General features: G+C 64.7%; 22 protein-coding genes. 11 read left to right on the top strand and 11 right to left on the bottom strand.

Annotation, left to right across the window (positions count from 1 at the left end; all coding sequences use genetic code 11):
• Positions 1-102 precede the first annotated feature (102 nt).
• Positions 103-660, bottom strand: a complete 558-nt coding sequence (locus CAG22_RS06545) for a nitroreductase family protein (protein WP_025340139.1) — start codon at positions 658-660, stop codon at positions 103-105.
• A gap of 102 nt (positions 661-762) precedes the next feature.
• On the opposite strand from CAG22_RS06545, the gene CAG22_RS06540 reads away from it, so the two are divergent.
• On the top strand, positions 763-2,217 hold the full coding sequence (locus CAG22_RS06540) for a TrkH family potassium uptake protein (protein WP_013973677.1): 1,455 nt from the start codon (positions 763-765) through the stop codon (positions 2,215-2,217).
• Here CAG22_RS06540 and CAG22_RS06535 read toward each other — a convergent pair.
• On the bottom strand, positions 2,174-3,235 hold the full coding sequence (locus CAG22_RS06535; RefSeq protein WP_085704998.1) for an AraC family transcriptional regulator: 1,062 nt from the start codon (positions 3,233-3,235) through the stop codon (positions 2,174-2,176). The two genes, CAG22_RS06540 and CAG22_RS06535, sit on opposite strands and share 44 nt — an antisense overlap.
• A gap of 152 nt (positions 3,236-3,387) precedes the next feature.
• On the opposite strand from CAG22_RS06535, the gene CAG22_RS06530 reads away from it, so the two are divergent.
• Positions 3,388-3,699: a DUF962 domain-containing protein gene (locus CAG22_RS06530; RefSeq protein WP_025340141.1), complete on the top strand. Its 312-nt coding sequence runs from the start codon at positions 3,388-3,390 to the stop codon at positions 3,697-3,699.
• 82 nt (positions 3,700-3,781) lie between these two features.
• Here CAG22_RS06530 and CAG22_RS06525 read toward each other — a convergent pair whose 3' ends face one another.
• Positions 3,782-4,594, bottom strand: coding sequence for a UDP-2,3-diacylglucosamine diphosphatase (locus CAG22_RS06525; protein ID WP_085704996.1), 813 nt, complete (start codon positions 4,592-4,594; stop codon positions 3,782-3,784).
• A 131-nt stretch (positions 4,595-4,725) separates the two neighbouring features.
• Here CAG22_RS06525 and CAG22_RS06520 point away from each other — a divergent pair, with 131 nt between their 5' ends.
• On the top strand, positions 4,726-5,493 hold the full coding sequence (locus CAG22_RS06520) for an AraC family transcriptional regulator (RefSeq protein WP_085704994.1): 768 nt from the start codon (positions 4,726-4,728) through the stop codon (positions 5,491-5,493).
• A 184-nt stretch (positions 5,494-5,677) separates the two neighbouring features.
• A complete protein-coding gene (locus CAG22_RS06515) occupies positions 5,678-6,568 on the top strand; it encodes a DMT family transporter (RefSeq protein WP_085704992.1) in 891 nt (296 codons plus the stop codon).
• 1 nt (position 6,569) lies between these two features.
• Here CAG22_RS06515 and CAG22_RS06510 read toward each other — a convergent pair whose 3' ends face one another.
• On the bottom strand, positions 6,570-6,851 hold the full coding sequence (locus tag CAG22_RS06510) for a SelT/SelW/SelH family protein (protein WP_025340145.1): 282 nt from the start codon (positions 6,849-6,851) through the stop codon (positions 6,570-6,572).
• 67 nt (positions 6,852-6,918) lie between these two features.
• Here CAG22_RS06510 and CAG22_RS06505 point away from each other — a divergent pair, with 67 nt between their 5' ends.
• Entirely contained in the window at positions 6,919-9,105 is a 2,187-nt protein-coding gene (locus tag CAG22_RS06505) for a patatin-like phospholipase family protein (protein ID WP_075045975.1), read from the top strand.
• 122 nt (positions 9,106-9,227) lie between these two features.
• Here the strand turns inward: CAG22_RS06505 and CAG22_RS06495 are convergent, their stop codons facing one another.
• Complete coding sequence (locus tag CAG22_RS06495; RefSeq protein WP_013973685.1) at positions 9,228-9,665, bottom strand: MarR family transcriptional regulator; 438 nt, start codon at positions 9,663-9,665, stop codon at positions 9,228-9,230.
• Positions 9,666-9,815: 150 nt separating this feature from the next.
• Positions 9,816-11,963: a DNA helicase RecQ gene (recQ, locus tag CAG22_RS06490; protein WP_025340147.1), complete on the bottom strand. Its 2,148-nt coding sequence runs from the start codon at positions 11,961-11,963 to the stop codon at positions 9,816-9,818.
• A 246-nt stretch (positions 11,964-12,209) separates the two neighbouring features.
• Between recQ and CAG22_RS06480 the strand changes: the two genes are divergently transcribed.
• The 3 genes from CAG22_RS06480 to CAG22_RS06470 all read left to right on the top strand — a co-directional run bounded on the left by CAG22_RS06480 (position 12,210) and on the right by CAG22_RS06470 (position 14,840).
• Positions 12,210-12,797: a YecA family protein gene (locus CAG22_RS06480; protein WP_025340148.1), complete on the top strand. Its 588-nt coding sequence runs from the start codon at positions 12,210-12,212 to the stop codon at positions 12,795-12,797.
• Between the two features lie 7 nt (positions 12,798-12,804).
• The gene (locus CAG22_RS06475; protein ID WP_085691674.1) at positions 12,805-13,170 is read left to right on the top strand and encodes a YbaN family protein; all 366 of its coding nucleotides are present in this window, start codon (positions 12,805-12,807) and stop codon (positions 13,168-13,170) included.
• 311 nt (positions 13,171-13,481) lie between these two features.
• Complete coding sequence (locus CAG22_RS06470; RefSeq protein WP_075045977.1) at positions 13,482-14,840, top strand: TolC family outer membrane protein; 1,359 nt, start codon at positions 13,482-13,484, stop codon at positions 14,838-14,840.
• Between the two features lie 170 nt (positions 14,841-15,010).
• Here CAG22_RS06470 and CAG22_RS06465 read toward each other — a convergent pair whose 3' ends face one another.
• From CAG22_RS06465 to CAG22_RS06455, 3 genes are all read right to left on the bottom strand, one after another.
• The gene (locus CAG22_RS06465; protein WP_085704990.1) at positions 15,011-15,610 is read right to left on the bottom strand and encodes a tRNA-uridine aminocarboxypropyltransferase; all 600 of its coding nucleotides are present in this window, start codon (positions 15,608-15,610) and stop codon (positions 15,011-15,013) included.
• A gap of 164 nt (positions 15,611-15,774) precedes the next feature.
• Positions 15,775-17,340 (bottom strand): PAS domain-containing methyl-accepting chemotaxis protein, encoded by a 1,566-nt coding sequence (locus CAG22_RS06460; protein WP_085704988.1) that lies wholly within the window; start codon positions 17,338-17,340, stop codon positions 15,775-15,777.
• A 139-nt stretch (positions 17,341-17,479) separates the two neighbouring features.
• Positions 17,480-18,373, bottom strand: coding sequence for a LysR family transcriptional regulator (locus CAG22_RS06455; protein ID WP_025340153.1), 894 nt, complete (start codon positions 18,371-18,373; stop codon positions 17,480-17,482).
• Between the two features lie 225 nt (positions 18,374-18,598).
• Between CAG22_RS06455 and speB the strand changes: the two genes are divergently transcribed.
• Together speB and CAG22_RS06445 are read left to right on the top strand one after the other, a co-directional pair.
• Positions 18,599-19,549: an agmatinase gene (gene speB / locus CAG22_RS06450; RefSeq protein WP_025340154.1), complete on the top strand. Its 951-nt coding sequence runs from the start codon at positions 18,599-18,601 to the stop codon at positions 19,547-19,549.
• 266 nt (positions 19,550-19,815) lie between these two features.
• Positions 19,816-21,195, top strand: a complete 1,380-nt coding sequence (locus tag CAG22_RS06445; protein ID WP_025340155.1) for a sodium:solute symporter — start codon at positions 19,816-19,818, stop codon at positions 21,193-21,195.
• Between the two features lie 183 nt (positions 21,196-21,378).
• Here the strand turns inward: CAG22_RS06445 and CAG22_RS28720 are convergent, their stop codons facing one another.
• Positions 21,379-21,507 (bottom strand): PA1414 family protein, encoded by a 129-nt coding sequence (locus tag CAG22_RS28720; protein WP_009683677.1) that lies wholly within the window; start codon positions 21,505-21,507, stop codon positions 21,379-21,381.
• Between the two features lie 124 nt (positions 21,508-21,631).
• The gene (locus tag CAG22_RS06440; RefSeq protein WP_015271294.1) at positions 21,632-22,525 is read right to left on the bottom strand and encodes a LysR family transcriptional regulator; all 894 of its coding nucleotides are present in this window, start codon (positions 22,523-22,525) and stop codon (positions 21,632-21,634) included.
• 106 nt (positions 22,526-22,631) lie between these two features.
• Here CAG22_RS06440 and CAG22_RS06435 point away from each other — a divergent pair, with 106 nt between their 5' ends.
• Entirely contained in the window at positions 22,632-23,804 is a 1,173-nt protein-coding gene (locus CAG22_RS06435; RefSeq protein WP_085704986.1) for an MFS transporter, read from the top strand.
• Positions 23,805-23,855: the final 51 nt, after the last annotated feature.

Raw genomic sequence — 23,855 nt, 5'->3', positions numbered from 1 at the left:
ACAGGTACTGTGCAAGGCCTGAAATTTGCGCAACACCTGTGGGAGCGGGTTTACCCGCGAAAGGGCCGGATGCCTTGATACGGCAATCAGCCCAAGGCTGCGTTACTCGCCCCAGGCACTGACGAAATCAGCAGTTTCCAGAATCGGCGCGGTGCGCGGCTCGGTCAGCGGCGTACCCACATACAGATACCCGATCAGCTCCTCGTTCGCGGCCAGCCCCAGGCCCTTGTGCACATGGGCATCGAAAGCCATGTCCCCGGTGCGCCACACCGCACCGATGCCTTGCGCATGCGCCGCAATCAGGATGCCGTGCGCCGCACAGCCTGCCGCCAGCCGCTGCTCGGACTTGGGCACCTTGAAGTGGTCCTGCAGCTTGGCAACCACCACGATCAGCAACGGCGCCCGCAGGGGCATGGCGCGGGCCTTGTCCAGGGCAGCCTGGCTGGCATCCCCCTTGTGCTGCAGCGCTTCGGCGAACAGCTCACCCAGCTTCTCGCGGCCCTGGCCTTCGATGGTGAGAAAGCGCCACGGCCGCAGCTGGCCGTGGTCCGGGGCGCGCAGGGCGGCCTGGAACAGCGCCTCGCGCTGGGCGGCATTGGGCGCCGGGTCGGTCAGGCGTGGCACGGAAACACGGTTGAGCAATGCGTCGAGAGCCTCCATCGGCTACCCTCCTGGCAGGTAAATGTGCGGCCATTCTAGCGTTTACATCACCAGACCCATAGGTAGAATGGCGCCCTTCCGTTTCGAGTCAGAGCAGATCACATGGCGTTGCCGACCTTAAGGATCATTGGTTTCATCATCGGCATCTTCCTGATTACCCTCGCCGTCAGCATGGCCGTGCCCATGGCGACCCTGGTGATCTTCGAACGCACCCGTGACATGCCGTCGTTCCTCTGGTCGAGCCTGATCACCTTCATCGCCGGCCTGGCCCTGGTGCTCCAGGGCCGCCCCGAGCATGTGCACCTGCGCCCGCGCGACATGTACCTGCTGACCGTCAGCAGCTGGCTGGTGGTGTGCGTGTTCGCCGCCCTGCCGTTCCTGCTGACCCAGCACATCAGCTACACCGACGCCTTCTTCGAAAGCATGTCGGGCATCACCGCCACCGGCGCCACGGTGCTCAGCGGGCTGGACAACATGTCACCGGGCATCCTGATGTGGCGCTCGATGCTGCACTGGCTCGGCGGCATCGGCTTCATCGGCATGGCGGTAGCGATCCTGCCGCTGCTGCGCATCGGTGGCATGCGCCTGTTCCAGACCGAATCGTCCGACCGCTCGGAGAAGGTCATGCCGCGCTCGCACATGGTCGCCAAGTCGATCGTGGGGGTATACGTCGGCTTCTCGATCCTGGGCGCGCTGGGCTTCTGGTGGGCCGGCATGAGCCCGTTCGATGCGATCAACCACGCCATGTCGGCGATTTCCACTGGCGGGTTTTCCACCTCCGACCAGTCGCTGGCCAAGTGGGATATCCCGGCCGTGCACTGGGTCGCGGTGGTGGTGATGATCCTCGGCAGCCTGCCCTTCACCCTTTACGTGGCGACCCTGCGCGGTAACCGCAAGGCACTGATCCGCGACCAGCAGGTGCAGGGTTTGTTGGGCATGCTGGTGGTCACCTGGCTGGTGCTTGGCACCTGGTACTGGGCCACCACCAACCTGCACTGGCTCGACGCCCTGCGCCACGTGGCGCTGAACGTGACTTCGGTGGTCACCACCACCGGCTTCGCCCTGGGTGACTACAGCCTGTGGGGCAACTTCTCGCTGATGCTGTTCTTCTACCTGGGCTTCGTCGGCGGCTGCTCCGGCTCGACGGCAGGTGGCATCAAGATCTTCCGCTTCCAGGTCGCCTACATCCTGCTCAAGGCCAGCCTCAACCAGCTGATCCACCCACGCGCGGTGATCAAGCAGAAGTACAACGGCCACCGCCTCGACGAAGAAATCGTGCGTTCGATCCTGACCTTCTCGTTCTTCTTCGCCATCACCATCTGCGTCATGGCGCTGCTGCTGTCGTTGCTTGGCGTGGACTGGATGACCGCCCTGACCGGCGCTGCCGGCACGGTCTCGGGTGTGGGCCCGGGCCTGGGTGAAGTGATCGGCCCGTCGGGCAACTACGCCACGCTGCCGGACGCTGCCAAGTGGATTCTCGCCAGCGGCATGCTGCTCGGCCGGTTGGAAATCATCACCGTGCTAGTGTTGTGCATGCCGGCGTTCTGGCGTCACTGACCACCTCGGGCTCGGCGCACAGGCGGGCGCGGTACTCACTGGGCGTGGCATGGAACCAGCGGCGGAACGCCCGGTAGAAGTTGCTGGGGTCGGCAAAGCCCAGCAGGTAGGCGGTTTCCAGCAGGGTCATGCCTGGCTGCGCCAGGTACTGTTCGGCCAGTTCGCGGCGGGTATCGTCGAGCAGGGTCTGGAAGCTGGTGCCTTCTTCCTGCAGCCGCCGCTGCAAGGTGCGCTGCGACAGGTGCAGGGCCTGTGCCAGGGTTTCGCGCTTGGGCTCGCCCTGCGGCAGGATGCGGCACAGTACCTGGCGCACGCGGTGGGTGACCCGGCTTTCCGAGAAACGCGCCAGGTATTCGCCGGCAAAGCGGTCATGCAGGATGGCCATGGCTTCGTTGGCGGTGGGCAGCGGCGCCTCCATGTCGGCGCGCTCGAACACCAGCGCATCGTGCGGCGCACCGAACACCAGCGGCGAATGGAACGCCACCTTGTACGGCTCGATATTCTTTGGCTGCGGCCCCTGCACCAGCACCCGGCGCGGTTGCACCGGCCGACCGCTGAGCCAGCTGCACAGCGCCAGCGCGCAGGCCAGCGATGCCTCGGCACTGTGCCGGGTCGGTGGCAGATGGTCGCCGTGTACGGTCAGTATCAGTGAATAGCCCTCGGGGCCGAGGACGAAGCTGAGGTCGGAGCTTTCGGCGATGATGCGCTGGTAACGCACCAGGCGCTCGAAGCCTTCGGCCAGGGTGCGGCTGGACATCAACGCATAGCCCACCACATGGAACGACGCCGGGCGCACCACCCGCGCCATGTTCAGGCCTATGGCCTCGTTGCCCGACAGTTCCACCGCCAGTTGCCACAGCCGGGTCATGGAGTCCTGGGTGAAGCGCGCGTCGGGGTCGTCGAGGGCAGCGAAATCCAGCCCCAGCTGCTTGAACATGGCCCGGCAGTCCAGCCCTTCCAGCTCGAGTGCCTTCACGATCCCTGATGCCCAGCTGGCTGACGTGGTTCTTTCGCTCATGACAGGCATTTATGCTGACCGCTCCTGCGGTGAACCCCAAGGATATTCAATTGGCGCCTATTGTCACTGATAGGCTTCGCCAGTCACTCTAGACTCGATTCAGGCTCCACGCCGTGCATCTTGTCCAGAAGTATTAATCCCGGAGCACTGTCATGAACCGCACAGCGCAGTTTCGCAGTTTTGCCGAGTTCTACCCTTACTACCTGGGGGAGCACAGCAACCCCACCTGCCGCCGCCTGCACTTCGTCGGCACCAGCCTGGTGATAGCCCTGCTGGCCTATATCATCGGCAGTGGCAAATGGTTGTTGCTGCTGGCCTTGCCCGTGTTCGGCTACGGCTTTGCCTGGGTCGGGCATTTCTTTTTCGAAAAGAACCGGCCTGCGACCTTTACCCATCCGCTGTATAGCCTGATCGGGGATTTCGTGATGTTCAGGGATATCCTGCTGGGCAAGATCAGCCTGTAGATTTTTTGGGGCCGCTTTGCGGCCGTGGGAGCGGCCTTGTGTCGCGAAAGGGCTGCAAGGCAGCGCCCTTGGCCCTCAACCCCTACGCCGGTTCGCGCACCGCCGCTGCTGTTTGCGCCTCCCGCGCCTGTGCCTCGGCCAACCGGTACAGCTCGATCGTGCCATCCCAATGCTCGATCAGCGCCGTGCACGACTCCACCCAATCCCCGCAATTGAGGTACTCCACCTCCCCCACCTGGCGAATCTCGGCATGGTGGATATGCCCACACACCACACCATGAAAGCCGCGGCGGGTGCACTCGTGGGCAATGGCATCCTCGAAGTCGCTGATGAAGTTCACCGCGCCTTTGACCTTGTGCTTCAGGTATGCCGACAGTGACCAATAGCCGTATCCATAGCGGGCACGCCAGTGGTTGAGCCAGCGGTTGAGCACCAGGGTGAACTCGTAGGCACGGTCACCGAGGAACGCCAGCCAGCGGTGGTAGCGGGTAATCACATCGAACTGGTCGCCATGGATCACCAGCAGGCGGCGGCCATCGGCGGTCAGGTGCTCGGCCTCGTCCACCAGCTGGATGTTGCCGAGCATCAGCTTGGAGTAACGGCGCAGAAATTCGTCATGGTTGCCGGTGACGTAGATCACCTCGGTGCCGCGCTTGCTCATGGTCAGCAGGCGGCGGATCACGTTGGTATGGGCTTGAGGCCAGTAGATTCCGCCGCGCAGCTTCCAGCCATCGATGATATCGCCCACCAGGTAGATGCGGTCGGCCTGGTAGCCCTTGAGGAACTGCGACAGGTGTTCGGCCTGGCAGTCGCGGGTGCCCAGATGCACATCGGAAATCCACAGGGTACGCACGCGTTGCTTGCGCGAGGGACGGGACAGTTCGGCATGGGTCATGGGCAGGCTCCGGCGCAGTTTGCTGGAGACTGGCAGGCGCGGATGACAGCGCAGTGGCAAAACCGTTACGAGTGATGGACTGCAGGGAATGAGGCACAATGCGGTTCTGCCCTGCGAGGACGACTCTCCCCATGACCGCCGGCCCGATCCTCTCGCTGCGCCATTACCGCAACAGCCTGATCGCCCACAGCCACGAACACCCGCAACTGGTGTTCGGCCTGCGCGGGCGCCTGGAGTTCGAGGTGCAGGGGCATGGCGCCGGGATCGATCGACAGGGGCTGATCGTGGTACCGGCGGGCGCCCATCACACCTGCACCAGCGATGGCGGCAGCGATTGCCTGGTGCTGGATGTACCAGGGGATCACTGGTTGCGCGAGCAACTGGGCGAACATGCCGACGCCAGCCGCCGCCTGCTCGACCGCCCCGCTGCCCTGGGCCTGGACGAGCGCCAGCAGCAATTGGTGGACTGGCTGGCGACCAGCCCCATGCACGACCCGCTGATTGCCCGGCAAGGGGCAGCGCTGCTGCTGGCCAGCCTCAACCCCACGGCGGCAGCCAGCGTCGCAGCCAGCCAGCGCCTGCCCTATGCCGCCTTCGATGCGCATATCGAGCGGCATGCCGCCTACCCGCTGCAAGTGGCTGACCTGGCGCGCATCGCCGGGTTGTCCAGTGCCCGCCTGCATGCGCGCTTTACCGCGGAATGCGGGATGACGCCGATGGACTACATTCGCCAGCGGCGCTTGCTCAAGGCGCGGCGGCTGGTGATGCAGACCTTGCTACCGATGGGGGAGATTGCGGCGCAGGTGGGGTACAGCTCGCAGAGTGCGTTTTCGGCGGCGATGTTGCGGGCGTTCGGGTGTACGCCGTTGGCATTGCGGCGAGAGTCTGGCGACAATTGACGCCAGTCTTGCGACAGACCGCCTTTGCCTGCGCCTATACACTTTGCCTGTGCCGGCCCTTTCGCGGGTAAACCCGCTCCCACAGGTACTGCGCAGGCTTCAAAAGCGGTGCAGTAACTGTGGGAGCGGGCATGCCCGCGAAGAGGCCGGCACAGCCAGTAGAGATCTTGAGCAAGGACCACCCATGAACCACCGCACCGCCCTCGGCGCCCTGCACATCGGCGCGCTGTTCTTCGGCCTCACCGGCGTCTTCGGCAAACTGGCCGCCAGCGCCAGCCCGGCGATCATCGTGTTCGGCCGCGCCGCCTTCGCCGTGCTCGCCCTGGCCCTGTTCGCCAGCATGACCGGGCCGGGCTGGCAACGCCTGAGCGGCCAGGACGCCCGCCGCCTGCTGCTCGGCGGCGTGCTGCTGGCCGGGCACTGGGTCAGTTTCTTCATCGCGGTAAAGGTCGCCGGCGTGGCCATCGCCACCCTCGGCTTCGCCAGCTTCCCGGCCTTTACCGTGATCCTCGAAGGCCTGCTGTTCCGCGAACGCATCCGCCGCAACGAGGCTTTGCTGGTGTTGTTGGTCAGCATCGGCCTGGTACTGGTCACACCGGCATTCGACCTGGCCAGTGAAGCCACCGGCGGCCTGCTCTGGTCATTGCTGTCGGGGCTGCTGTTCTCCCTGCTGTCACTCACCAACCGCGCCGGCTCCGGCCGCCTGCCTGCAGTGCAGGCGGCGCTGTGGCAGAACCTGGTGGTGGGCTTGTGCCTGCTGCCGTTCGCGGCACCGGACCTGGCCGGCGTAGCCACCATGGACTGGCTGTGGATCGCCCTGCTCGGCATCTTCTGCACCGGCGTGGCGCACAGCCTGTTCGTCGCCAGCCTGTCGGTGATCAAGGCGCGCACCGCCGCCGTGGTGTTCGGCATGGAACCGGTCTACGGCATTGCCGTGGCCTGGGTGGTGTTCGCCGAAACCCCGACCCTGCGCATGCTGCTGGGCGGCGCGCTGATCATCTTCGCCATCGTGCTGTCCAGCCGCCTGGCCGCCGAGCAACCGCCCAGGCAGCGGCCGCTGGCCGAGGGCGCCTGATTCAGCGGTCGTTGTGGCCCAGGTCGCGCTGCGGGTCGATCTGGTCGCGCACCCGCTGCTTCAGCACCTTGGCCTCGGGGAAACCACCGTCGGCCTTGCGCTCCCAGATCTGCACGCCATTGCAGGTAATGCGGAAGATACCGCCGGTGCCAGGCTCCAGGGCCACCCGGCCAAGGTCGTCGGTGAAGGTGCTGAGCAGTTCCTGGGCCAGCCAGGCGGCACGCAGCAGCCATTGGCACTGCGTGCAATACGTGATGACGATTTCCGGTTTGCTGTCGGCCATGGTGAGGCATCTCCAGGTAAGGGGCCGCTTATACTAGCGGTCTTTAGCCCACGGTTTGAGACTCACGATGCGCCGTTTGCTGTTCTGTTTCCTGCTCACCCTCACCTCCCTCACGGTATTCGCCGCCGAACCGGCCAGGCCCAAGGTTGGCCTGGTGCTGTCGGGGGGCGCGGCCCGTGGCCTGGCCCACATCGGTGTGCTCAAGGCCCTGGAGGAACAGGGCGTGCGCATCGACGCCATCGCCGGCACCAGCATGGGCGCGGTGGTCGGCGGCCTGTATGCCTCGGGCTACAGTGTCGAAGAGCTGGAAAAGCTTGCCACCACCCTCGACTGGCAACAGGCGCTGTCCGATGCCCCGCCGCGCAAGGATGTGCCGTTCCGGCGCAAGCAGGATGACCGCGACTTCCTGGTCAAGCAGAAGCTCAGCTTTCGCGACGACGGCAGCCTGGGCCTGCCGCTGGGGGTGATCCAGGGCCAGAACCTGGCGCTGCTGCTGGAAAGCAAGCTGGCGCACACCGCCGACACCCGTGACTTCGACAAGCTGCCCATTCCCTTCCGCGCAGTGGCCACCGACATCGCCAGTGGCGAAAAGGTGGTGTTCCGCCGTGGCCACCTGCCCCAGGTGATCCGCGCCAGCATGTCGATCCCGGCGGTGTTCGCCCCGGTCGAACTGGACGGCCGGCTGCTGGTGGACGGCGGCATGGTCGACAACATCCCGGTGGACGTCGCCCGCGAAATGGGTGTGGACCTGGCCATCGTGGTCGACATCGGCACCCCGCTGCGTGACCGCAAGCAGCTGGCCACGGTGGTCGATGTGCTCAACCAGTCGATCACCCTGATGACCCGGCGCAACTCGGAAGAACAACTGGCCAGCCTGCACCGCGACGACATCCTCATCCAGCCACCGCTGACCGCCTTTGGCGTCACCGATTTTGGCCGCGCCCGGGAAATGATCGAAGCCGGCTACCGCGCCACCCGCCTGCTCGACCCTCGCCTTGCCGCCCTGCGCCAGCCCGAAGGTGACAGCAGCCTGGCCGTGGCCCGCTCGCCGCGCCAACGCACGCCGACGATCACCGCGATCAGGATCGAAAACGACTCCAAGGTCAGCGACGAGGTCATCCGCTCGTACATCCGCCAACCGATCGATGCGCCGCTGGAGCTAGGCCGCCTGCAGACCGACATGGGCACGCTGTACGGCCTGGACTACTTCGACCGGGTGCAGTACCGCGTGGTGCACAAGGGCGACGACAACACCCTGGTGATCAACGCCCGCGGCCGACGCGGTGGCACAGACTACCTGCGCCTGGGCCTGAACCTGTCGGACGACCTGCGCGGCGACAGCGCCTTCAACCTGGGCGCCAGCTACCGGGTCAACGGTATCAACAGCCTCGGTGCCGAATGGCTGACCCGTGGCCAGATCGGCGACCAGCAGGAGTTGTACAGCGAGTTCTACCAGCCCCTGGACGTGGGCTCGCGCTACTTCATCGCGCCGTACCTGGACTTCAGCTCGCAGAACATCGAAGCCACCCTGGACAACGACCCGGTGGCCGAGTACCGCCTGGAGCGTTACGGCTTTGGCCTTAACGTGGGGCGGCAGATCGGTACCAACGGTGAAGTGCGCCTGGGCGTGGGCAAGGCCTGGGGCGAGGCCGAGGTACGCATCGGCGACCAGGACCTGCCCAAGGTCAGTTTCAACGAAGGTTTCTACGAGCTGAAGTACTCGTTCGACACCCTCGACAACGTGTACTTCCCGCACAGCGGCGAGGATATCGGCCTGACCTTGCGCAAGTATGACCAGTCGCTGGATTCCGACCAGGATTACCGGCAGTGGATGTTCAACCTGGACAAGGCCCTCAGCAGCGGGCCGAACACCTTCGTGCTGGGCGGGCGCTACGGGCGCACGCTGGATGATACCGAAGTGGTGACGTCGAGCTTCGTGCTGGGTGGCGCGCGGGAGCTGTCAGGCTTCCGCCAGGACTCGGTGTCGGGGCAGAACGTGAGCCTGATGCGCATGGTCTACTACCGCCGCCTGACACCACGGGCCTACGTTCCGCTGGACTTCCCGCTGTACATCGGCGGGTCGCTGGAGCGAGGGCGGGCGTGGAACAACGACAACGAGTTCGACAGTGGCTACATCAATGCGGCGAGCATCTTCCTGGGGCTGGAGACGCCGTTGGGGCCGTTGAACCTGAGCTACGGGGCCAACAGTGCGCATGAGCAGGCGGTGTACCTGAACCTTGGGCATACCTTCTAGGTGCCGGACACATTGTGGGAGCGGCTTTAGCCGCGAACACCGGCGAAGCCGGTGCCATACACCGCGTTGCATTCTTCGCGGGTAAACCCGCTCCCACAGGCCGCAAAGCGGCCCCAGGCCCCTCAGGATTTCTCCAGGTTGGCCAGAATCTTGGCATGCACCCGCATGCACACCTGCAGCTCCGCCTCGTCCACCCCGGTGAACAGCTCAACCCGCAGTTGATTGGCAATGGTCTCGATCTGGTCGATCAGCGGTTTGGCCGGCGGGCACAGCACAATCTTCTTGGCCCGCCGGTCTTCCAGCACCGCCTGCCGGCGTACCAGCCCCTGCGCCTCCAGGCTGTCGAGCAGGCGCGCCAGGGTCGGGCCTTCGACGCCCACGCTCTGGGCCAGCTCACGCTGGGTCGGGGCCTCTTCGAAACGGGCCAGATGCAGCAACACCAGCCAGCGCGCCTGGGACAGGTTGAGCCCGGCCAGGCGGCGGTCCAGCTCGGCACGCCAACCCCGGGACATCTGGGCCAGCTGCATGCCGAAGCGGTGTTGGTTGTCGGTCAGGGGCATAAGCAACTCATTGAACAGATCTAATTATTAGGCAGCTAACCATGGCCCGCCCCACGAGGCAAGGCTCGGGCACCCTGGAATGTTCGATAATCGTCAAAAAACATGACAAAGGTCAGCAGATGGCAGTTCTGCCTTCGATCCTGTCGTCACTTACAGCTCGAACTCGGCCGCCAGCGCAGCCCGCACGCAGTACAGCACGCCCTCCGGCACCCGCGCCCCGAACAGCGGCGCAATCGCCGATACCGGTGGCAGCTCGCCCTCGCCATCGAGGAAGGCATCCTGCACTTCCATCAACAGGTCTTCCGGCAGGTCCAGGGCCTGTTCCAGGCTCAGTTCCTGGCGGCCCAGCGCCTCGGCCAGCAGGCTGTAGACGTTCTTCTCGCTGCAGTTGAGCTGCCCGGCGATCTGCGCCGGGGTCATGCCGGCACGGGCCAGGCTGACCAGTTCGTGGCGCAGGTCGAGTACCACTTTCGGCGCTTCGTCGGTGCCGCCGCTGTTGTTCAGCACCTCGAGGAAGGCCTGGCCATAACGCTCCAGCTTGCGCGCACCCACGCCGCTGACCTGGGCCATGTCGCTGAGGCTGGCCGGCTGGCTGCGCAGCATCTCCAGCAGCGTCGAGTCGGGGAAGATGACGTAGGGCGGCACGCTGTGCTCCTCGGCCAGCTTGCGCCGCAGGGTACGCAGCGCTTCCCACAGTTCGCGCTCTTCGGCACGCACCAGCTGGCTGGCCGGGCTGCCGCCACTGGACGACGAAGTCCTGGCGGTGGTCTGCGGCTTGAGGTCACGGCGCAGCTGCAAGGTCACTTCGCCACGCAGCAGCGGCCGGCAGCTGTCGGACAGGCGCAGGCCGCCGTAGCCTTCCAGGTCGATGTCGACCAGGCCGCGCGCCACCAGCTGACGGAACAGCGAACGCCACTCGACTTCGGCCAGCCCCTTGCCGACGCCAAACACCGAGAGCTTCTCGTGGCCGAAATTGCGCACCTTCTCGGTGTCCTTGCCCAGCAGCACGTCGACCAGGTGACCGACGCCATAGCGCTGGCCGGTGCGGAACACCGCCGACAGCGCCTGGCGGGCCGGCTCGGTGGCGTCCCAGGTCTGCACCTGGTCGACACAGTTGTCACAGTGCCCGCACGGTTGCTCGAGGGTTTCGTCGAAATAGGCCAGCAGCGACTGGCGGCGGCAGCGGGTTTCTTCGCACAGGGCCAGCATGGCGTCGAGCTTGTGCTGCTCGATGCGCTTGTGGCGCTCGTCACCTTCGGAGTTCTGCAGCATCTGCTTGAGCATCACCATGTCCTGCAGCCCGTAGGCCATCCAGGCATCGGACGGCAGCCCGTCACGGCCGGCACGGCCGGTCTCCTGGTAATACGCCTCGAGCGACTTGGGCAGGTCAAGGTGGGCGACAAAGCGCACGTTGGGCTTGTCGATACCCATGCCGAAGGCGATGGTGGCGACCATGATCAGCCCTTCCTCGTTGAGGAAGCGGTGCTGGTTGGCTGCACGCGTCTCGGCAGCCAGGCCGGCGTGATACGGCAGCGCGGGGAAGCCCTGGTCACAGAGGAATGCGGCGGTTTCGTCGACTTTCTTGCGCGACAGGCAATAGACGATACCGGCGTTGCCGCGGCGCTCGCCGAGGAACGCCATCAGCTGCTTGCGCGGCGCCTCCTTGGGCACGATGCGGTAGAAGATGTTGGGCCGGTCGAAACTCGACAGGAAGCGCTCGGCGCCTTGCAGGTGCAGGCGCTGGACAATCTCCTCGCGGGTGCGCATGTCGGCGGTGGCGGTCAGCGCGATGCGCGGCACATGCGGGAACAGTTCGGCCAGCTGGCCCAGTTGCAGGTATTCGGGGCGGAAATCGTGGCCCCATTGCGACACGCAGTGGGCCTCGTCGATGGCGAACAACGAGATATCCAGGTCGCGCAGGAAGTCGAGCATGCGCGGCTGCACCAGGCGCTCCGGCGCCAGGTACAGCATCTTCACTTCGCCACGGCGCAGGCGCCCGGCCAGGTCACGCTGCTGCTCCGGGGTCAGCGTGGAGTTCAGCGCAGCGGCCGGCACACCCAGTTCGTCTAGCGTGGCGACCTGGTCGTCCATCAGTGCGATCAGTGGCGAAACCACCACCGTCAGGCCCGGGCGCAGCAGCCCCGGCACCTGGAAACACAACGACTTGCCGCCGCCGGTGGGCATCAGCACCAGGGCATCGCCACCATTGGCCACGCAGTCGATGATCGCTGCCTGGCGCCCGCGGAAACTGTCGTAGCCGAAGACGTCCTTGAGAACGCGCTGAGCCTGTTCGAGCATGTGCAACTCCACAAATCGCCGTACCATCCCGGATACAGGCTGGACGAAAAACCCGCCCCGCACACGCCAAATGCGTAAGCGGTTTTTGCCAGGTAGCCGGCAAACCCTGCCCCTGGATGAAAAATCGCGGAGTATACCGCAGCACCGCCCCGCGCAGGACACCACGGCGATAGACGTTCCCTTTACCCCGCCGCCGTCGCAAGGTGCTAGAATTCGTTATCGTTTATTCCCCAAGGTAGCCCTGTAATGTCCTTCGCCGAGCAACTGACCCGCCTGCAAGCCTTCCTCGACGCCGACGAGCTGCATGAGGAAGCGCTGGACTATGTCGCCGCCCACGGCTACCTCACCGCCCTTTCGATCAATGCCGAGGAAGTGCCCGAGCGCGAGTGGATCGACGCCCTGTTCGCTGAAGAGCCGCACTACGCCAGCGATGCTCAGCGCACCGAGATCGAGGCCACCCTGGTGGCGCTGAAAGCGCACATCGCCCGCCAGCTGGCCAGCGACGACGAGTTCGAGCTGCCATGCGACCTCGACCTGACCGACGAGCCGGACGATTCCGACCTGCGCGGCTGGTGCATCGGCTTCATGGAAGGCGTATTCCTGCGTGAAGAGGCCTGGTTCGAGAACGCCGAGGAAGAAGTCAGCGAGATGCTGCTGCCGATCATGGTCGGCTCGGGCCTGTTCGACGAGCAGCCGGAGTTCGCCGACATCGCCAGCAACGCCAACCTGCAGGACGACATGATCGTACAGATCCCCGAAGCGCTGACGGCGCTGTTCCTGCTGCTGCATGCCCCAGACGAAAAACCGGCGCTGCTCAAGCCACGCCACCACTAAGTCGCCTGTGCGCTACCTGCTGCTGGCCACCGGCTGGCTCAGCGTCGCGTTGGGGGTGTTGGGGATATTCCTGCCGGTATTGCCCACCACCCCGTTCCTGCTATTGGCGGCCGCCTGCTTTGCCCGCAGCTCGCCGCGCTTTCACCACTGGCTGGTCCATCACCCCAAGCTCGGGCCATGGATCCGTGACTACCTCAGTGGTGAGGGCATCCCCCTCAAGGGCAAGGTCTACGCCATCGGCCTGATGTGGGCCAGCATCGGCCTGTCGTGCTATCTGGTGCCTCTGTTCTGGGCGCGCGCCTTCATGTTGACCAGCGCCGTACTGGTAAGCCTGTACATCCTCAGCCAGAAAACTTTGCACAAGCCAAAGTGACAATATTCTGTCGCCAAATATCAATTTCGCCTAACGACTATTCTCCTTATCCGAAATGATTCTGGAACTCTGCTAAACCCCCGTATTAATTGGCTTTCATGGACTTTCCGCTGCCATTCCCCTGGGTCCTCCTGCGGGCCTATTAGACAATTTATATATTATATGGCAATTTGATATGAAGAAATCTTCTTATCTATCGCGTTGAATGTACTTAGCTGTGTTATTAAAAACCTGCAACACTATATACAATAACTTTATCGTCATTTTTTTGGCGAGCAGCAGGATAAATTCCAGGATCAGGGAGATGTACCATGCGCGTTTTGAACCCCATCACCAGTGCATTACTGTTGGCCCTGGCGAGTGCCAACGTACAGGCGATGTCGATCACCGAGGCTGTCCAGAGCGCCGTGGACTACCACCCGCAGGTCAGCTCCAACCGCAACAGCAAGCTGTCGGCCGATGAAGATGTGAAGTTCGCGCGTGGTGGCTACTACCCTTCCGTGGATCTGGTCGCCGGCTATGGCCGCCAGCGTTCGGACAACACCACGACGCGTGCCGAGGGCAACCACAACAAGGAAACCCTCAACTACACCCAGTCCGAACTGCGCCTGCGGCAGATGATCTTCGACGGCTTCAACACCTCGAATGAAGTGGGCCGCACCGAGGCAGTCTCCACCTCCCGCGCCTACTACACCCAGGCCGTTGCGCAGGATGTCGCCCTGCGTGCAGTCGAGGTGTACCTGGAAGTGCTCAAGCGCCGTGAACTGGTGACCCTGGCCAGGAACAACCTGCAAGCCCACCTGCGAGTCAACGACCAGATCGGCCTGCGCAACGAGCGCGGCGTCGGCAGCACCGCCGACCTTGACCAGTCCCGCGCACGTCGCGCCCTGGCGGAAAACAACCTGGATACCGCCGAAGTCGACCTGGCCGATGCCGAGGCCAACTTCTTCAGCGTCGTCGGCCGCATGCCGGACGAGCTGGAAAGCCCGCAGACCATCAAGGGCGAGGTGCCTGGCACCCTCGACGAAGCCCGCGACGGCATGCGCCAGAACAACCCGTACATCAAGTCTGCCCAGGCTGACGTGAATGCTGCCGAGCAGCAATACGAAGTGGCCAAGTCGACCTTCTACCCACGCTTCGACGCCATTCTGGCCACCGGTGCCAACAACAACACCGGCGGCGAGAAAGGCCATAACAACAACGACTGGCAAGCTGGCGTGGAGATGAACTACAACCTGTTCCGCGGTGGCAGCGACAAGGCTCGCCTGCAGTCCGACGCGCACAAGATCAACCAGGCCCTGGACATCCGCAACAACGCCCTGCGTGAGCTGACCGAAAACCTGAGCCTGGCGTGGAACGCCATGAACAACGCCAGCAAGCAGCTGCCGACTGCGCGTGAATACGCCGAGACCACCAAGCGCGTGCGTGCTGCCTACCAGGACCAGTTCGGCCTGGGCCAACGTACCCTGCTCGACGTGCTCGACAGTGAAAACGAGCTGTACAACGCCGACCGCCGCTACACCGAGGTGCGTTATACCGAGGAGTTCTCGCGCTACCGCGTGCTGGCGACCATGGGCGAGCTGTTGACCAAGCAGCGTATTTCGCTGCCGCCGGAAGCGCTGGCTACCACCGAAGTACGCACCGAGGCACGTTTGCCTGATATGCGTTGATCGGGTTCGAGAGAGCCGGGGCCGCTTTGCGGCCCATCGCCGGCAAGCCAGCTCCCACAGGTACAGCACAAGCTTCACCCTTTGTGTTCCAGCTGTAGAAACCCAAACTTGAGCCCTGCCGCTGCGCCTGTGGGAGCTGGCTTGCCGGCGATAGGGCCCTCACTGCCACCTCACCCCGCACCATGGTTACGCTGGAACGTCTCCAAACCCATGGCCCTGATCTGCCCCTCGATCAACGCCTCGAACGGTGCCAGCAGCGCATCGAAACAGGCAGGCTGCTCCAACGCGTTCAGCGCTCCCACCACCGCCTCGATAGTCGATAACGCCCCCGCCTCCGGCGCCTTGCGCAAGCGGTAGCGTGAAGGCGCGACAGCCCCCAGCGTCACCCGCGGCAACGCCTCCAGCAATGGGTTCAGGTACAACAGCTTGCGCGCCTTGCGCCAGGTGCCATCGGGTACGATCAACAGCAAGGGTTGGTCGTCTGTCTCGCCATAGGCCACCAATTCCCGGGCGTCGTCACCCGGGAACAGCAGGGCTGGCCGGTAACCGGGGGTCGCCAGCAATTCATTCAGGTCATCGAATACCTCGCCTACCCGCAACTCGGCATTGTTCAGGCCAAGGGCGGCCAGGCGGGCGGTATTCAAGGCATGGGCGGTTTCACTGGGGTGCTGCAGCAGGATGACGCGGGTGCGGCTGTCGAGTGCGGGGATCAGTGGGCAGAGGCAATGGTCGAGCGGGCGCTGGCAGCGCTCGCAGCGGGGTCTGGGCATGGGGTTCTCCTTGGCGGGAACAGTTTGCCACAGAACCGGGGCCCGCTTTGCGGGCCATTCGCCGGCAAGCCAGCTCCCACAGGATCACCACAGACCTGGGCCTTGTGCAATACCTGTGGGAGCTGGCTTGCCGGCGAATGGGCCGCAAGGCGGCCCCGGCAATCTCAACGATTGAACCGCTCCGCCAGGCTATGCAGGTACTCCGCCATGCGCTCCAGGTCCTGGCTGATTTCCGCGCCCTGCCTGGCCTGCCCGGCACTCTGGTCGCACAGGTGGGCTATGCGCACGATCTGCTGGTTGATGTCCTCGGCCACATGGCTCTGCTGCTCCGACGCCGTCGCCATCTGCTGGCTCATGCCGGTGATGCGGCTGACCGCCTGGGCAATCCCGCTCAACGCTGCCTGCACCGCCTCGACACTGTGCACGCTGTCCCGAGATATCTGCTCGCCGCGGCTGGCGGTGCTCACCGCGCGCTCTGCCCCGGCGCGCAACGAGGCGATGATCTGGTGGATCTCCTCGGTCGAGGCACGGGTGCGCTGGGCCAGCGATCGCACTTCATCCGCCACCACGGCAAACCCGCGCCCCTGTTCGCCGGCACGCGCCGCCTCGATCGCCGCGTTGAGCGCCAGCAGGTTGGTCTGCTCGGCGATCGAGGTAATCACATCGACCACGCTGCCGATCGACTGGGTCTGCTCGGCCAGGGCATTGACGGCCTGGCCGATGTCGTTGACCGCATTGCTCATGCTGCCCATGGCTTGCAGGCTCTGCATCGCCAGCTCGCTGCCCTGCTGCGCCAGCTGGTCGGCATCGCCCGCTGCGTGCGCCGTGCTCTGCACGTTATGGGTAACCTGCTGAATGGTCGCCGCCATCTGCGCGATGGCGGCGGCGGACTGGTCGGTCTCGCTGCGCTGGCGGTCGAGCATCTGTGCCTGGGCATCGGACAAGTCGGAGGACTGCGCCGCCCGCGACTTCACCCCGACCCCGGCATCCACCAGGCGGGTCAAGGCCGTTTGCAGGCGTGCTTCCTCGCTGATGATGGCAAGATCCAGCTGGCCCTGCAGGCCTGGGTTATCGCTGTAGGTCAGTGCCACCAGCGGGCTGGTGAAGGCCTTGGGGTGCTCGGCCAGCGTGCGGCGGATGGCCTGGTTCTGCCGGTGCTCGACCAGATACCAGGCCAGCAGCAGGCTGGCCATCAGCACCCCGAGCGCCGCGTAGGGCGGTAGCCACAGGTAGCCCGCCGCCGACAGCAGGCCCGCACCGATCAATGGCCAACCGTGACCCAAGCCATGCCCCAGACGGGCCGCCCACGGCACCGGCGCGCTGCCAGCCCGCAAGCGCGCGTACAACGCCTCGGCGCGGCGGATCTGCTCACGGGTGGGCACCGAGCGCACCGACTCGTAGCCACTGATGCGGCCCTGCTCGTAGACGGCCGTGACATAGGCGCTGACCCAGTAGTAATCACCGTTCTTCGCCCGGTTCTTGACTACGCCCATCCACGGTTTGCCTTGTTTGATGGTTTCCCACATGTGGCCGAACACGGCCGGAGGCATGTCCGGATGGCGCACCAGGTTGTGGGGTTGGCCGACCAGCTCGTCGTAGGTGAACCCGCTGATCGCCACGAAAGCGTCGTTGCAGTAGGTGATGCGGCTGTTGAGATCGGTGGTGGAAATCAGGCGCTGATCGTTGGGAAAGGTTCTTTCGTGCTCAGTGACGGGCAAATTCATGCGCATCTTGGGCAATCCTTGCAGGATTAAAGGGAGGAAGTCAGCAGCACACACTGATTTGATATATAGCAGGGCGCCATTATGTTGTCGGTCAGCGGCACCAACAATTTAACGGGGGCCGACGAAATACAGCATGTGCCGGACTTCAACCCACGTTGAGCTGGCTTTTCAGCAGGTCGCGGAAAGTCTGGATCAACGGTTCGCGGCTGCGCCCGCGGCGAATGATCAGCGAGAACGGTGCCTGGTAGCCAAAGGTGGACGGCGACAGCACGCGCAAGTCGCCCTTGTCGACCCAGGCCTGGGCATAGTGCTCGGGCAGGTAGCCGATGTAGGCCCCGGAGAGAATCAGGATCAACTGCGCCTCCATGCTCTCCACCGTCGCCGCGCTGTGCTTGAAGCCATGCCGGGCCAGTTCGGCCTGGCTCCAGTAGCCACGCCCGACCATGCGCTGCTGGGTCACCACCTGCTCGGGGATGCGCCGTTCGGCATACAACGGGTGGCGGCTGCTGCAGTACAGCCAGTGCTGCTCACGGTACAGCGGCTGGTAGAGCAGCCCGCTCATGCGCGAGGAAAACGCCCCGATCGCCAGGTCCAGGCGGTTGTCCTGCACGCCCAGTTGCAGCTCGTAAGGGCTGGACACCGACAGGTGCAGGTGCACCGCCGGGTGTTCCTGGCTGTAGGCGCCGATGGCTTCGGCCAGCGGCAAGGCCTGGTCACCGACCGTGGAGTCGATCACCCCCAGGTTGAGGGTGCCGCGCAACTCGCCCTTGAGGGCGGCGGCGTACTGTTCGAAACCGTCCAGCTCGGCCAGCAGGCGCAGGGTTTCCTGGTGGAACAGCTCGCCCTTGCTGGTGAGGCTGAAGCCGCCACGGCCGCGGTGGCACAGTACGATCCCCAGGGCACCTTCCAGCTGGCTCATGTAGGTGCTGATGGCCGAAGTCGACAGGTTCAGCTCGCGCTGGGCATTGGCAAAGCCCTGGTGGCGCACCACGCTGACGAAGATGCGCAGCAGTTTCAGGTCGGGCAAGGTTGAGGCCATGGTGCAACGGTTCCGCAAGGGTGTTTGCGCGCAGTCTAACCGCTCTGCCGGCCTTTAGTTCAGAAATTCCTGAACTAAGTATTTGCCGGTAGCGATTTTTCCCCGGCACTACCTTCAGCAGACTTGGCCGAAATGTCCCTGCCCGCCGGCAAGACCACACCTGGAAGGCGCGCGGCGGCACAGGTTCGAACAAACAGAACAATCGACCGACTGATGAGGCCCACCGTGGACAAGATCCTCCACCAACCACTGGGCGGCAACGAAATGCCGCGTTTCGGCGGCATCGCCACCATGCTCCGTCTCCCCCACCTGCAAAGTGCCCAAGGCCTGGACGCCGCCTTCATCGGCGTGCCACTGGACATCGGTACCTCGCTGCGCTCCGGCACCCGCTTCGGCCCGCGGCAGATCCGCGCCGAATCGGTGATGATCCGCCCGTACAACATGGCCACCGGGGCTGCACCGTTCGACTCGCTGTCGGTGGCCGACATCGGTGACGTGGCGATCAACACCTTCAACCTGCTGGACGCCGTGCGCATTATCGAAGAAGCGTATGACGAGGTCCTCGAGCACAACATCATCCCGCTGACCCTGGGTGGCGACCACACCATCACCCTGCCGATCCTGCGCGCGCTGCACAAGAAGCACGGCAAGATCGGCCTGGTGCACATCGATGCCCATGCCGACGTCAACGACCACATGTTCGGCGAGAAGATCGCCCACGGCACCACCTTCCGCCGCGCCGTGGAAGAAGGCCTGCTCGATTGCGAGCGCGTGGTGCAGATCGGCCTGCGCGCCCAGGGCTACACCGCCGATGACTTCAACTGGAGCCGCCGCCAGGGCTTCCGTGTGGTCCAGGCCGAAGAGTGCTGGCACAAGTCGCTGGAACCGCTGATGGCCGAAGTGCGCGAAAAGGTCGGCGGTGGCCCGGTGTACCTGTCGTTCGACATCGATGGCATCGACCCGGCCTGGGCGCCTGGTACCGGCACCCCGGAAATCGGCGGCTTGACCACCATCCAGGCGATGGAGATCATTCGCGGCTGCCACGGCCTGGACCTGATCGGCTGTGACCTCGTCGAAGTCTCCCCGCCTTACGACACCACCGGCAACACCTCGCTGCTCGGTGCCAACCTGCTGTTCGAGATGCTCTGCGTGCTTCCAGGCGTAGTGCGCCGCTAAACGAGAGCAACACCGTTCCCTGTGGGAGCGGGCAAGCCCGCGAAGGGGCCAGCACTGACAACCCCTGTGCATGGCAAGGGCTGTGCCCTTGTTCGCGGGCACGCCCGCTCCCACAGGGGACCAGTGCAAGCCTCTAGAAAGTACCCCGGCAGGAGCCATATGGGAGGGCCATTGAGGCCCGCCAACAACACGACAAGACCGCCGGGCGCCGTGAACCCGCCCGCGTGGTCGATCTCGCCATAATAAAGATAATCGGGAGACCCCCAATGGCCTTGGACATCATTGTTGTAATGATCTATACCGCCGGCATGCTCGGGCTTGGCTGGTATGGCATGCGGCGCGCGAAAACCCACGAGGACTACCTGGTGGCCGGGCGCAACCTCGGCCCGGTCCTGTACATGGGTACCATGGCCACCACCGTGCTCGGTGGCGCTTCCACCGTCGGCACCGTGCGCCTGGGCTACGTCCACGGCATCTCCGGCTTCTGGCTGTGCGCAGCCCTGGGCCTGGGCATCATCGCCCTCAACCTGTTCCTCGCCAAACCCTTGCTGCGCCTGCGCATCTTCACCGTGACCCAGGTGCTGGAGCAGCGCTACAACCCGGCCGCACGCCAGGCCAGCGCCGTGATCATGCTGGCCTACGCACTGATGATCGGCGTCACCTCGACCCTGGCCATGGCCACCGTATTGCAGGTGCTGCTCGACCTGCCGTTCTGGGCCTCGCTGCTGCTGGGCGGTGGTGTGGTGGTGCTGTACTCGACCATTGGCGGCATGTGGTCGCTCACCCTGACCGACATCGTCCAGTTCGTGATCAAGACCGTCGGCCTGATGTTCATCCTGCTGCCAGTGTGCCTGTACAAGGCCGGTGGCTGGGACACCCTGGTGGCCAAGCTGCCGGCGGCCAGCTTCCAGCTGACCACCATTGGCTGGGACACCATCATCACCTACTTCCTGATCTACTTCTTCGGCATCCTCATCGGCCAGGACATCTGGCAGCGGGTGTTCACTGCCCGTGACGAGAAGGTCTGCCAGCGCGCCGGCACCACCGCCGGTGTGTACTGCGTACTGTACGGCCTGGCCTGCGCCGCGATCGGCATGGCCGCGCATGTGCTGATGCCCGACCTGGCCAACCCGAACAATGCCTTTGCCGAGATGATCAAGACCACCCTGCCCGATGGCATCCGTGGCCTGCTGATGGCAGCGGCGCTGGCCGCCATGATGTCCACCGCCAGCGCCGGCCTGCTGGCTGCGTCGACCACCCTGACCGAAGACCTGCTGCCCAAGCTGCGTGGCGGCAAGGCGTCGAGCCTGGGCGTCAGCCGCCTGTTCACCCTGCTCACCGGCCTGGTGGTGCTGGGCATCGCCCTGGTGGTGAACGATGTGATCAATGCCCTGACCCTGGCCTACAACCTGCTGGTCGGCGGCATGCTGATCCCGCTGATCGGCGCGATCTTCTGGAAGCGCGCTACCACCGCCGGGGCTATCGCCAGCATGTCGCTGGGCTTTGCCACCGCGCTGCTGTTCATGTTCAAGGATGGGCTGGAGGCCAATACGCCGATCTACTACAGCCTGGCGGTTGGTCTGGTGAGCTTTGTGGTGGTCAGCCTGATGTCGCGTAAATCGGTGGCGGCGGTGAAGCTGGCCTGACCTACAGCCTGGACTGGCCTCTTCGCGGGCTCGCCCGCTCCCACAGGGATACCACAAGCCTTGAAATTCATGGGGTACCTGTGGGAGCGGGCAAGCCCGCGAAGAGGCCGGTACAGGCAACACACAATTGGCAGACACAAAAAGGCCGCTGCACCCACCCAGATGCAGCGGCCTTTGTCTGTATCAGCGACGACGCGGTTGGCGTTTGCGCTGCTCTTCATCAGTCGGGATCGGCACCGGCTGCAAGGGTGGTGGAATCAGCCCCAAGGCGACAGCCAGGTCGTGGAGCCAGTTGGACAGTGGTTTATTCATAATGCCCCCTTGACGGGTCAGCCTCACGGCAATTCAATCCTGCGATGTTTCATACAGATCATAGCCCTATGTCCTGTATTACGCATGCCTCTAAACCTACAGATACGGGCCATTTTGATACGGATCAAGCCGTAACGGCGCATTCCGACGACTGGTTAATCGTTTCGCTTTGTTGCAGGTCGATCCAGGCCTGCAAATTTGCCCCGCGCATCCCCTGGCGCCACATCAACCAGGTGACCGCCTGATCGAACGGCGCCTGCAACTGGTGCACCCGCACCCGGTCGCGCCCGGGCAGGCTGTCGAGCATCGACCTGGCCATCATCGCCACACCCGCGCCGGCGATCACGCAGGCCAGCATGCTCTGGTACGACTCGATTTCCATCACCCGGCCCATTGGCGTATGGGCATGGGCATACCAGGCCTCCAGGCGCATGCGGTACGAGCAGCCCTGGCGGAAGGTGAACACCGCCTTGCCGGCCACATCCTTGGCAGTGTGTACCGCCGGGTGCTCGGGGCTGGTGATCAGCACCAGTTGCTCATCGCACAGCGGCACGCCATCTAGCCCGGCCAGGCTTGGTGGCCCGTCCACCAGGGCCGCGTCCAAGGTGTGGTTGAGCAGGCCTTCCAGCAGCTCGCCACTGGGCGCCGCACGCACCTGCAGGTTAACCGCCGGGTAGGCCTGGTGATAACGCGCCAGCAACCCCGGCAAATGGGTCGCCGCCGTGCTGTACATGGTCCCCAGCACGAAGTCCCCGGCCGGTTGGCCGCCACGCACGGCGGCCAGCGCCTCGTCGCGCAAGGCTGACATGCGGTTGGCGTAATCCAGCAGCACCTTGCCCGCCGGCGAAAGCTGCAGGCGCTGGCGCTCGCGCAGGAACAGCTCGACACCCAGTTGCTCTTCAAGCTGGCGCAAGCGCGTCGACAGGTTCGACGGCACCCGATGCAGGCGCTCTGCGGCACGGGTGACCGAACCTTCCTCGGCCACGGCCTGGAAGATTCGCAGTTGGCTGAATTCCAAGGCATTCTCCAAAACAGAACAACTTGATCATCATTATTCAATTTTATTGAAAAAGAAACCGCCCTAACCTGCCAGCCATCGCTTACATCCGTGCAGGAGACTCGTCATGTCGCCACTCATTCAACTGCTTGCCAGCGCCGTGGCGCTGATGATGGCCATGGGCATCGGCCGTTTCGCCCTGACCCCGCAGCTGCCGCAACTGATCGCCGAAGGCCAGTTCGACCTGACGGTCGCCGGGCTGGTGGCAGCGGCCAACTACCTGGGTTACTTCATCGGCGCGGTCGATGCCATGTTCGCCCGCTCGCCGGGCCAGGTGCGCCTGCGCCTGCACGGTGGGCTGTGGTTGTGCGTGCTGTTGACCCTGGCCTCATGGGCCGCAGACGGGTTCTGGAGCCACCTGCTGCTGCGCTTCGGCACCGGCGTGGCCAGCGCCTGGGTGCTGGTGATGATCACCAGCCTCAGCCAACAGGTGGCCAATGCAAACAACCGCCAGCGCCTGGGTGCCCTGGTGTTCGCGGGGCCCGGCCTGGGCATTGCGCTGACGGGTTTGCTGGCGCTGGTGGCGCATTTGTGGGGGCTGGGCTCGGCAGCACTGTGGCTGATCTATGCCGTGGCCGCGCTGGTGATGCTGCTGGCGGTCCGGCCTTGGCTGCCAAGGGCGCTGCAAGCGGCGCCGGTGCCGTCGGCTGCACGCCAGGGCCACACGCGCAGTGTCGGCATCGGCCGCCTGGGGCTGGTGTATGCGCTGTATGGCGTGGGTTACATCCTGCCGGCCACCTTCCTGTCGCAGATGGCCAACCAGCAGTTCCACGGGCAGTGGCTGGCCGACCTGTTCTGGCCGGCGTTCGGCCTGGCGGCGGCGCTGGGGGTGCTGCTGGTGAGCCTGCGGCGTGGCGGCCGCACCTCGGCCTGGCTCACCGCCACCCTGTGGCTGCAGGGGCTGGGTGTACTGGCCTGCCTGATGGGCGGGGGTGTCGGGCTGGCGTTGGGCGTGGTGCTGTGTGGTGGGCCGTTCCTGGCCTGCATGCAGCTGGTGATGCAACGTTCGCGGGAGCTGGCGCCGCATGCCACGCAGCGCAATGCCGGGCTGCTGACAGCCTGCTTTGCCCTCGGGCAGTTGAGTGGGCCATTGCTGGCGGCGGTCAGCAGCCATTACAGCGGCGGGCTGCAGCCGGCGCTGATGGTGGCTGCGGGTGGGTTGGTAGTGGCTGGGGGGCTGGTGCTGTTTGGTAGCTCTGCACAGCAGGGCAACGCCTGTCAGGCCAAGGCGGCATCCTGAATCGTGGCTGCCTGTGCCGGCCTCTTCGCGGGCTCGCCCGCTCCCACAGGG

The organism is Pseudomonas sp. B8(2017) (assembly GCF_002113575.1).
Classification (GTDB): domain Bacteria; phylum Pseudomonadota; class Gammaproteobacteria; order Pseudomonadales; family Pseudomonadaceae; genus Aquipseudomonas; species Aquipseudomonas putida_Z.
Note: the sequence above shows the minus strand (reverse complement) of the source record. Positions and strands in the feature narration are given on the sequence as shown.

Coding starts and splice junctions, on each gene's coding strand:
- CAG22_RS06545 (WP_025340139.1), bottom strand. CDS start 660: ATGGAGGCTCTCGACGCATTGCTCAACCGTGTTTCCGTGCCACGCCTG.
- CAG22_RS06540 (WP_013973677.1), top strand. CDS start 763: ATGGCGTTGCCGACCTTAAGGATCATTGGTTTCATCATCGGCATCTTC.
- CAG22_RS06535 (WP_085704998.1), bottom strand. CDS start 3,235: ATGAGCGAAAGAACCACGTCAGCCAGCTGGGCATCAGGGATCGTGAAG.
- CAG22_RS06530 (WP_025340141.1), top strand. CDS start 3,388: ATGAACCGCACAGCGCAGTTTCGCAGTTTTGCCGAGTTCTACCCTTAC.
- CAG22_RS06525 (WP_085704996.1), bottom strand. CDS start 4,594: ATGACCCATGCCGAACTGTCCCGTCCCTCGCGCAAGCAACGCGTGCGT.
- CAG22_RS06520 (WP_085704994.1), top strand. CDS start 4,726: ATGACCGCCGGCCCGATCCTCTCGCTGCGCCATTACCGCAACAGCCTG.
- CAG22_RS06515 (WP_085704992.1), top strand. CDS start 5,678: ATGAACCACCGCACCGCCCTCGGCGCCCTGCACATCGGCGCGCTGTTC.
- CAG22_RS06510 (WP_025340145.1), bottom strand. CDS start 6,851: ATGGCCGACAGCAAACCGGAAATCGTCATCACGTATTGCACGCAGTGC.
- CAG22_RS06505 (WP_075045975.1), top strand. CDS start 6,919: ATGCGCCGTTTGCTGTTCTGTTTCCTGCTCACCCTCACCTCCCTCACG.
- CAG22_RS06495 (WP_013973685.1), bottom strand. CDS start 9,665: ATGCCCCTGACCGACAACCAACACCGCTTCGGCATGCAGCTGGCCCAG.
- recQ (WP_025340147.1), bottom strand. CDS start 11,963: ATGCTCGAACAGGCTCAGCGCGTTCTCAAGGACGTCTTCGGCTACGAC.
- CAG22_RS06480 (WP_025340148.1), top strand. CDS start 12,210: ATGTCCTTCGCCGAGCAACTGACCCGCCTGCAAGCCTTCCTCGACGCC.
- CAG22_RS06470 (WP_075045977.1), top strand. CDS start 13,482: ATGCGCGTTTTGAACCCCATCACCAGTGCATTACTGTTGGCCCTGGCG.
- CAG22_RS06465 (WP_085704990.1), bottom strand. CDS start 15,610: ATGCCCAGACCCCGCTGCGAGCGCTGCCAGCGCCCGCTCGACCATTGC.
- CAG22_RS06460 (WP_085704988.1), bottom strand. CDS start 17,340: ATGCGCATGAATTTGCCCGTCACTGAGCACGAAAGAACCTTTCCCAAC.
- CAG22_RS06455 (WP_025340153.1), bottom strand. CDS start 18,373: ATGGCCTCAACCTTGCCCGACCTGAAACTGCTGCGCATCTTCGTCAGC.
- CAG22_RS06445 (WP_025340155.1), top strand. CDS start 19,816: ATGGCCTTGGACATCATTGTTGTAATGATCTATACCGCCGGCATGCTC.
- CAG22_RS28720 (WP_009683677.1), bottom strand. CDS start 21,507: ATGAATAAACCACTGTCCAACTGGCTCCACGACCTGGCTGTCGCCTTG.
- CAG22_RS06435 (WP_085704986.1), top strand. CDS start 22,632: ATGTCGCCACTCATTCAACTGCTTGCCAGCGCCGTGGCGCTGATGATG.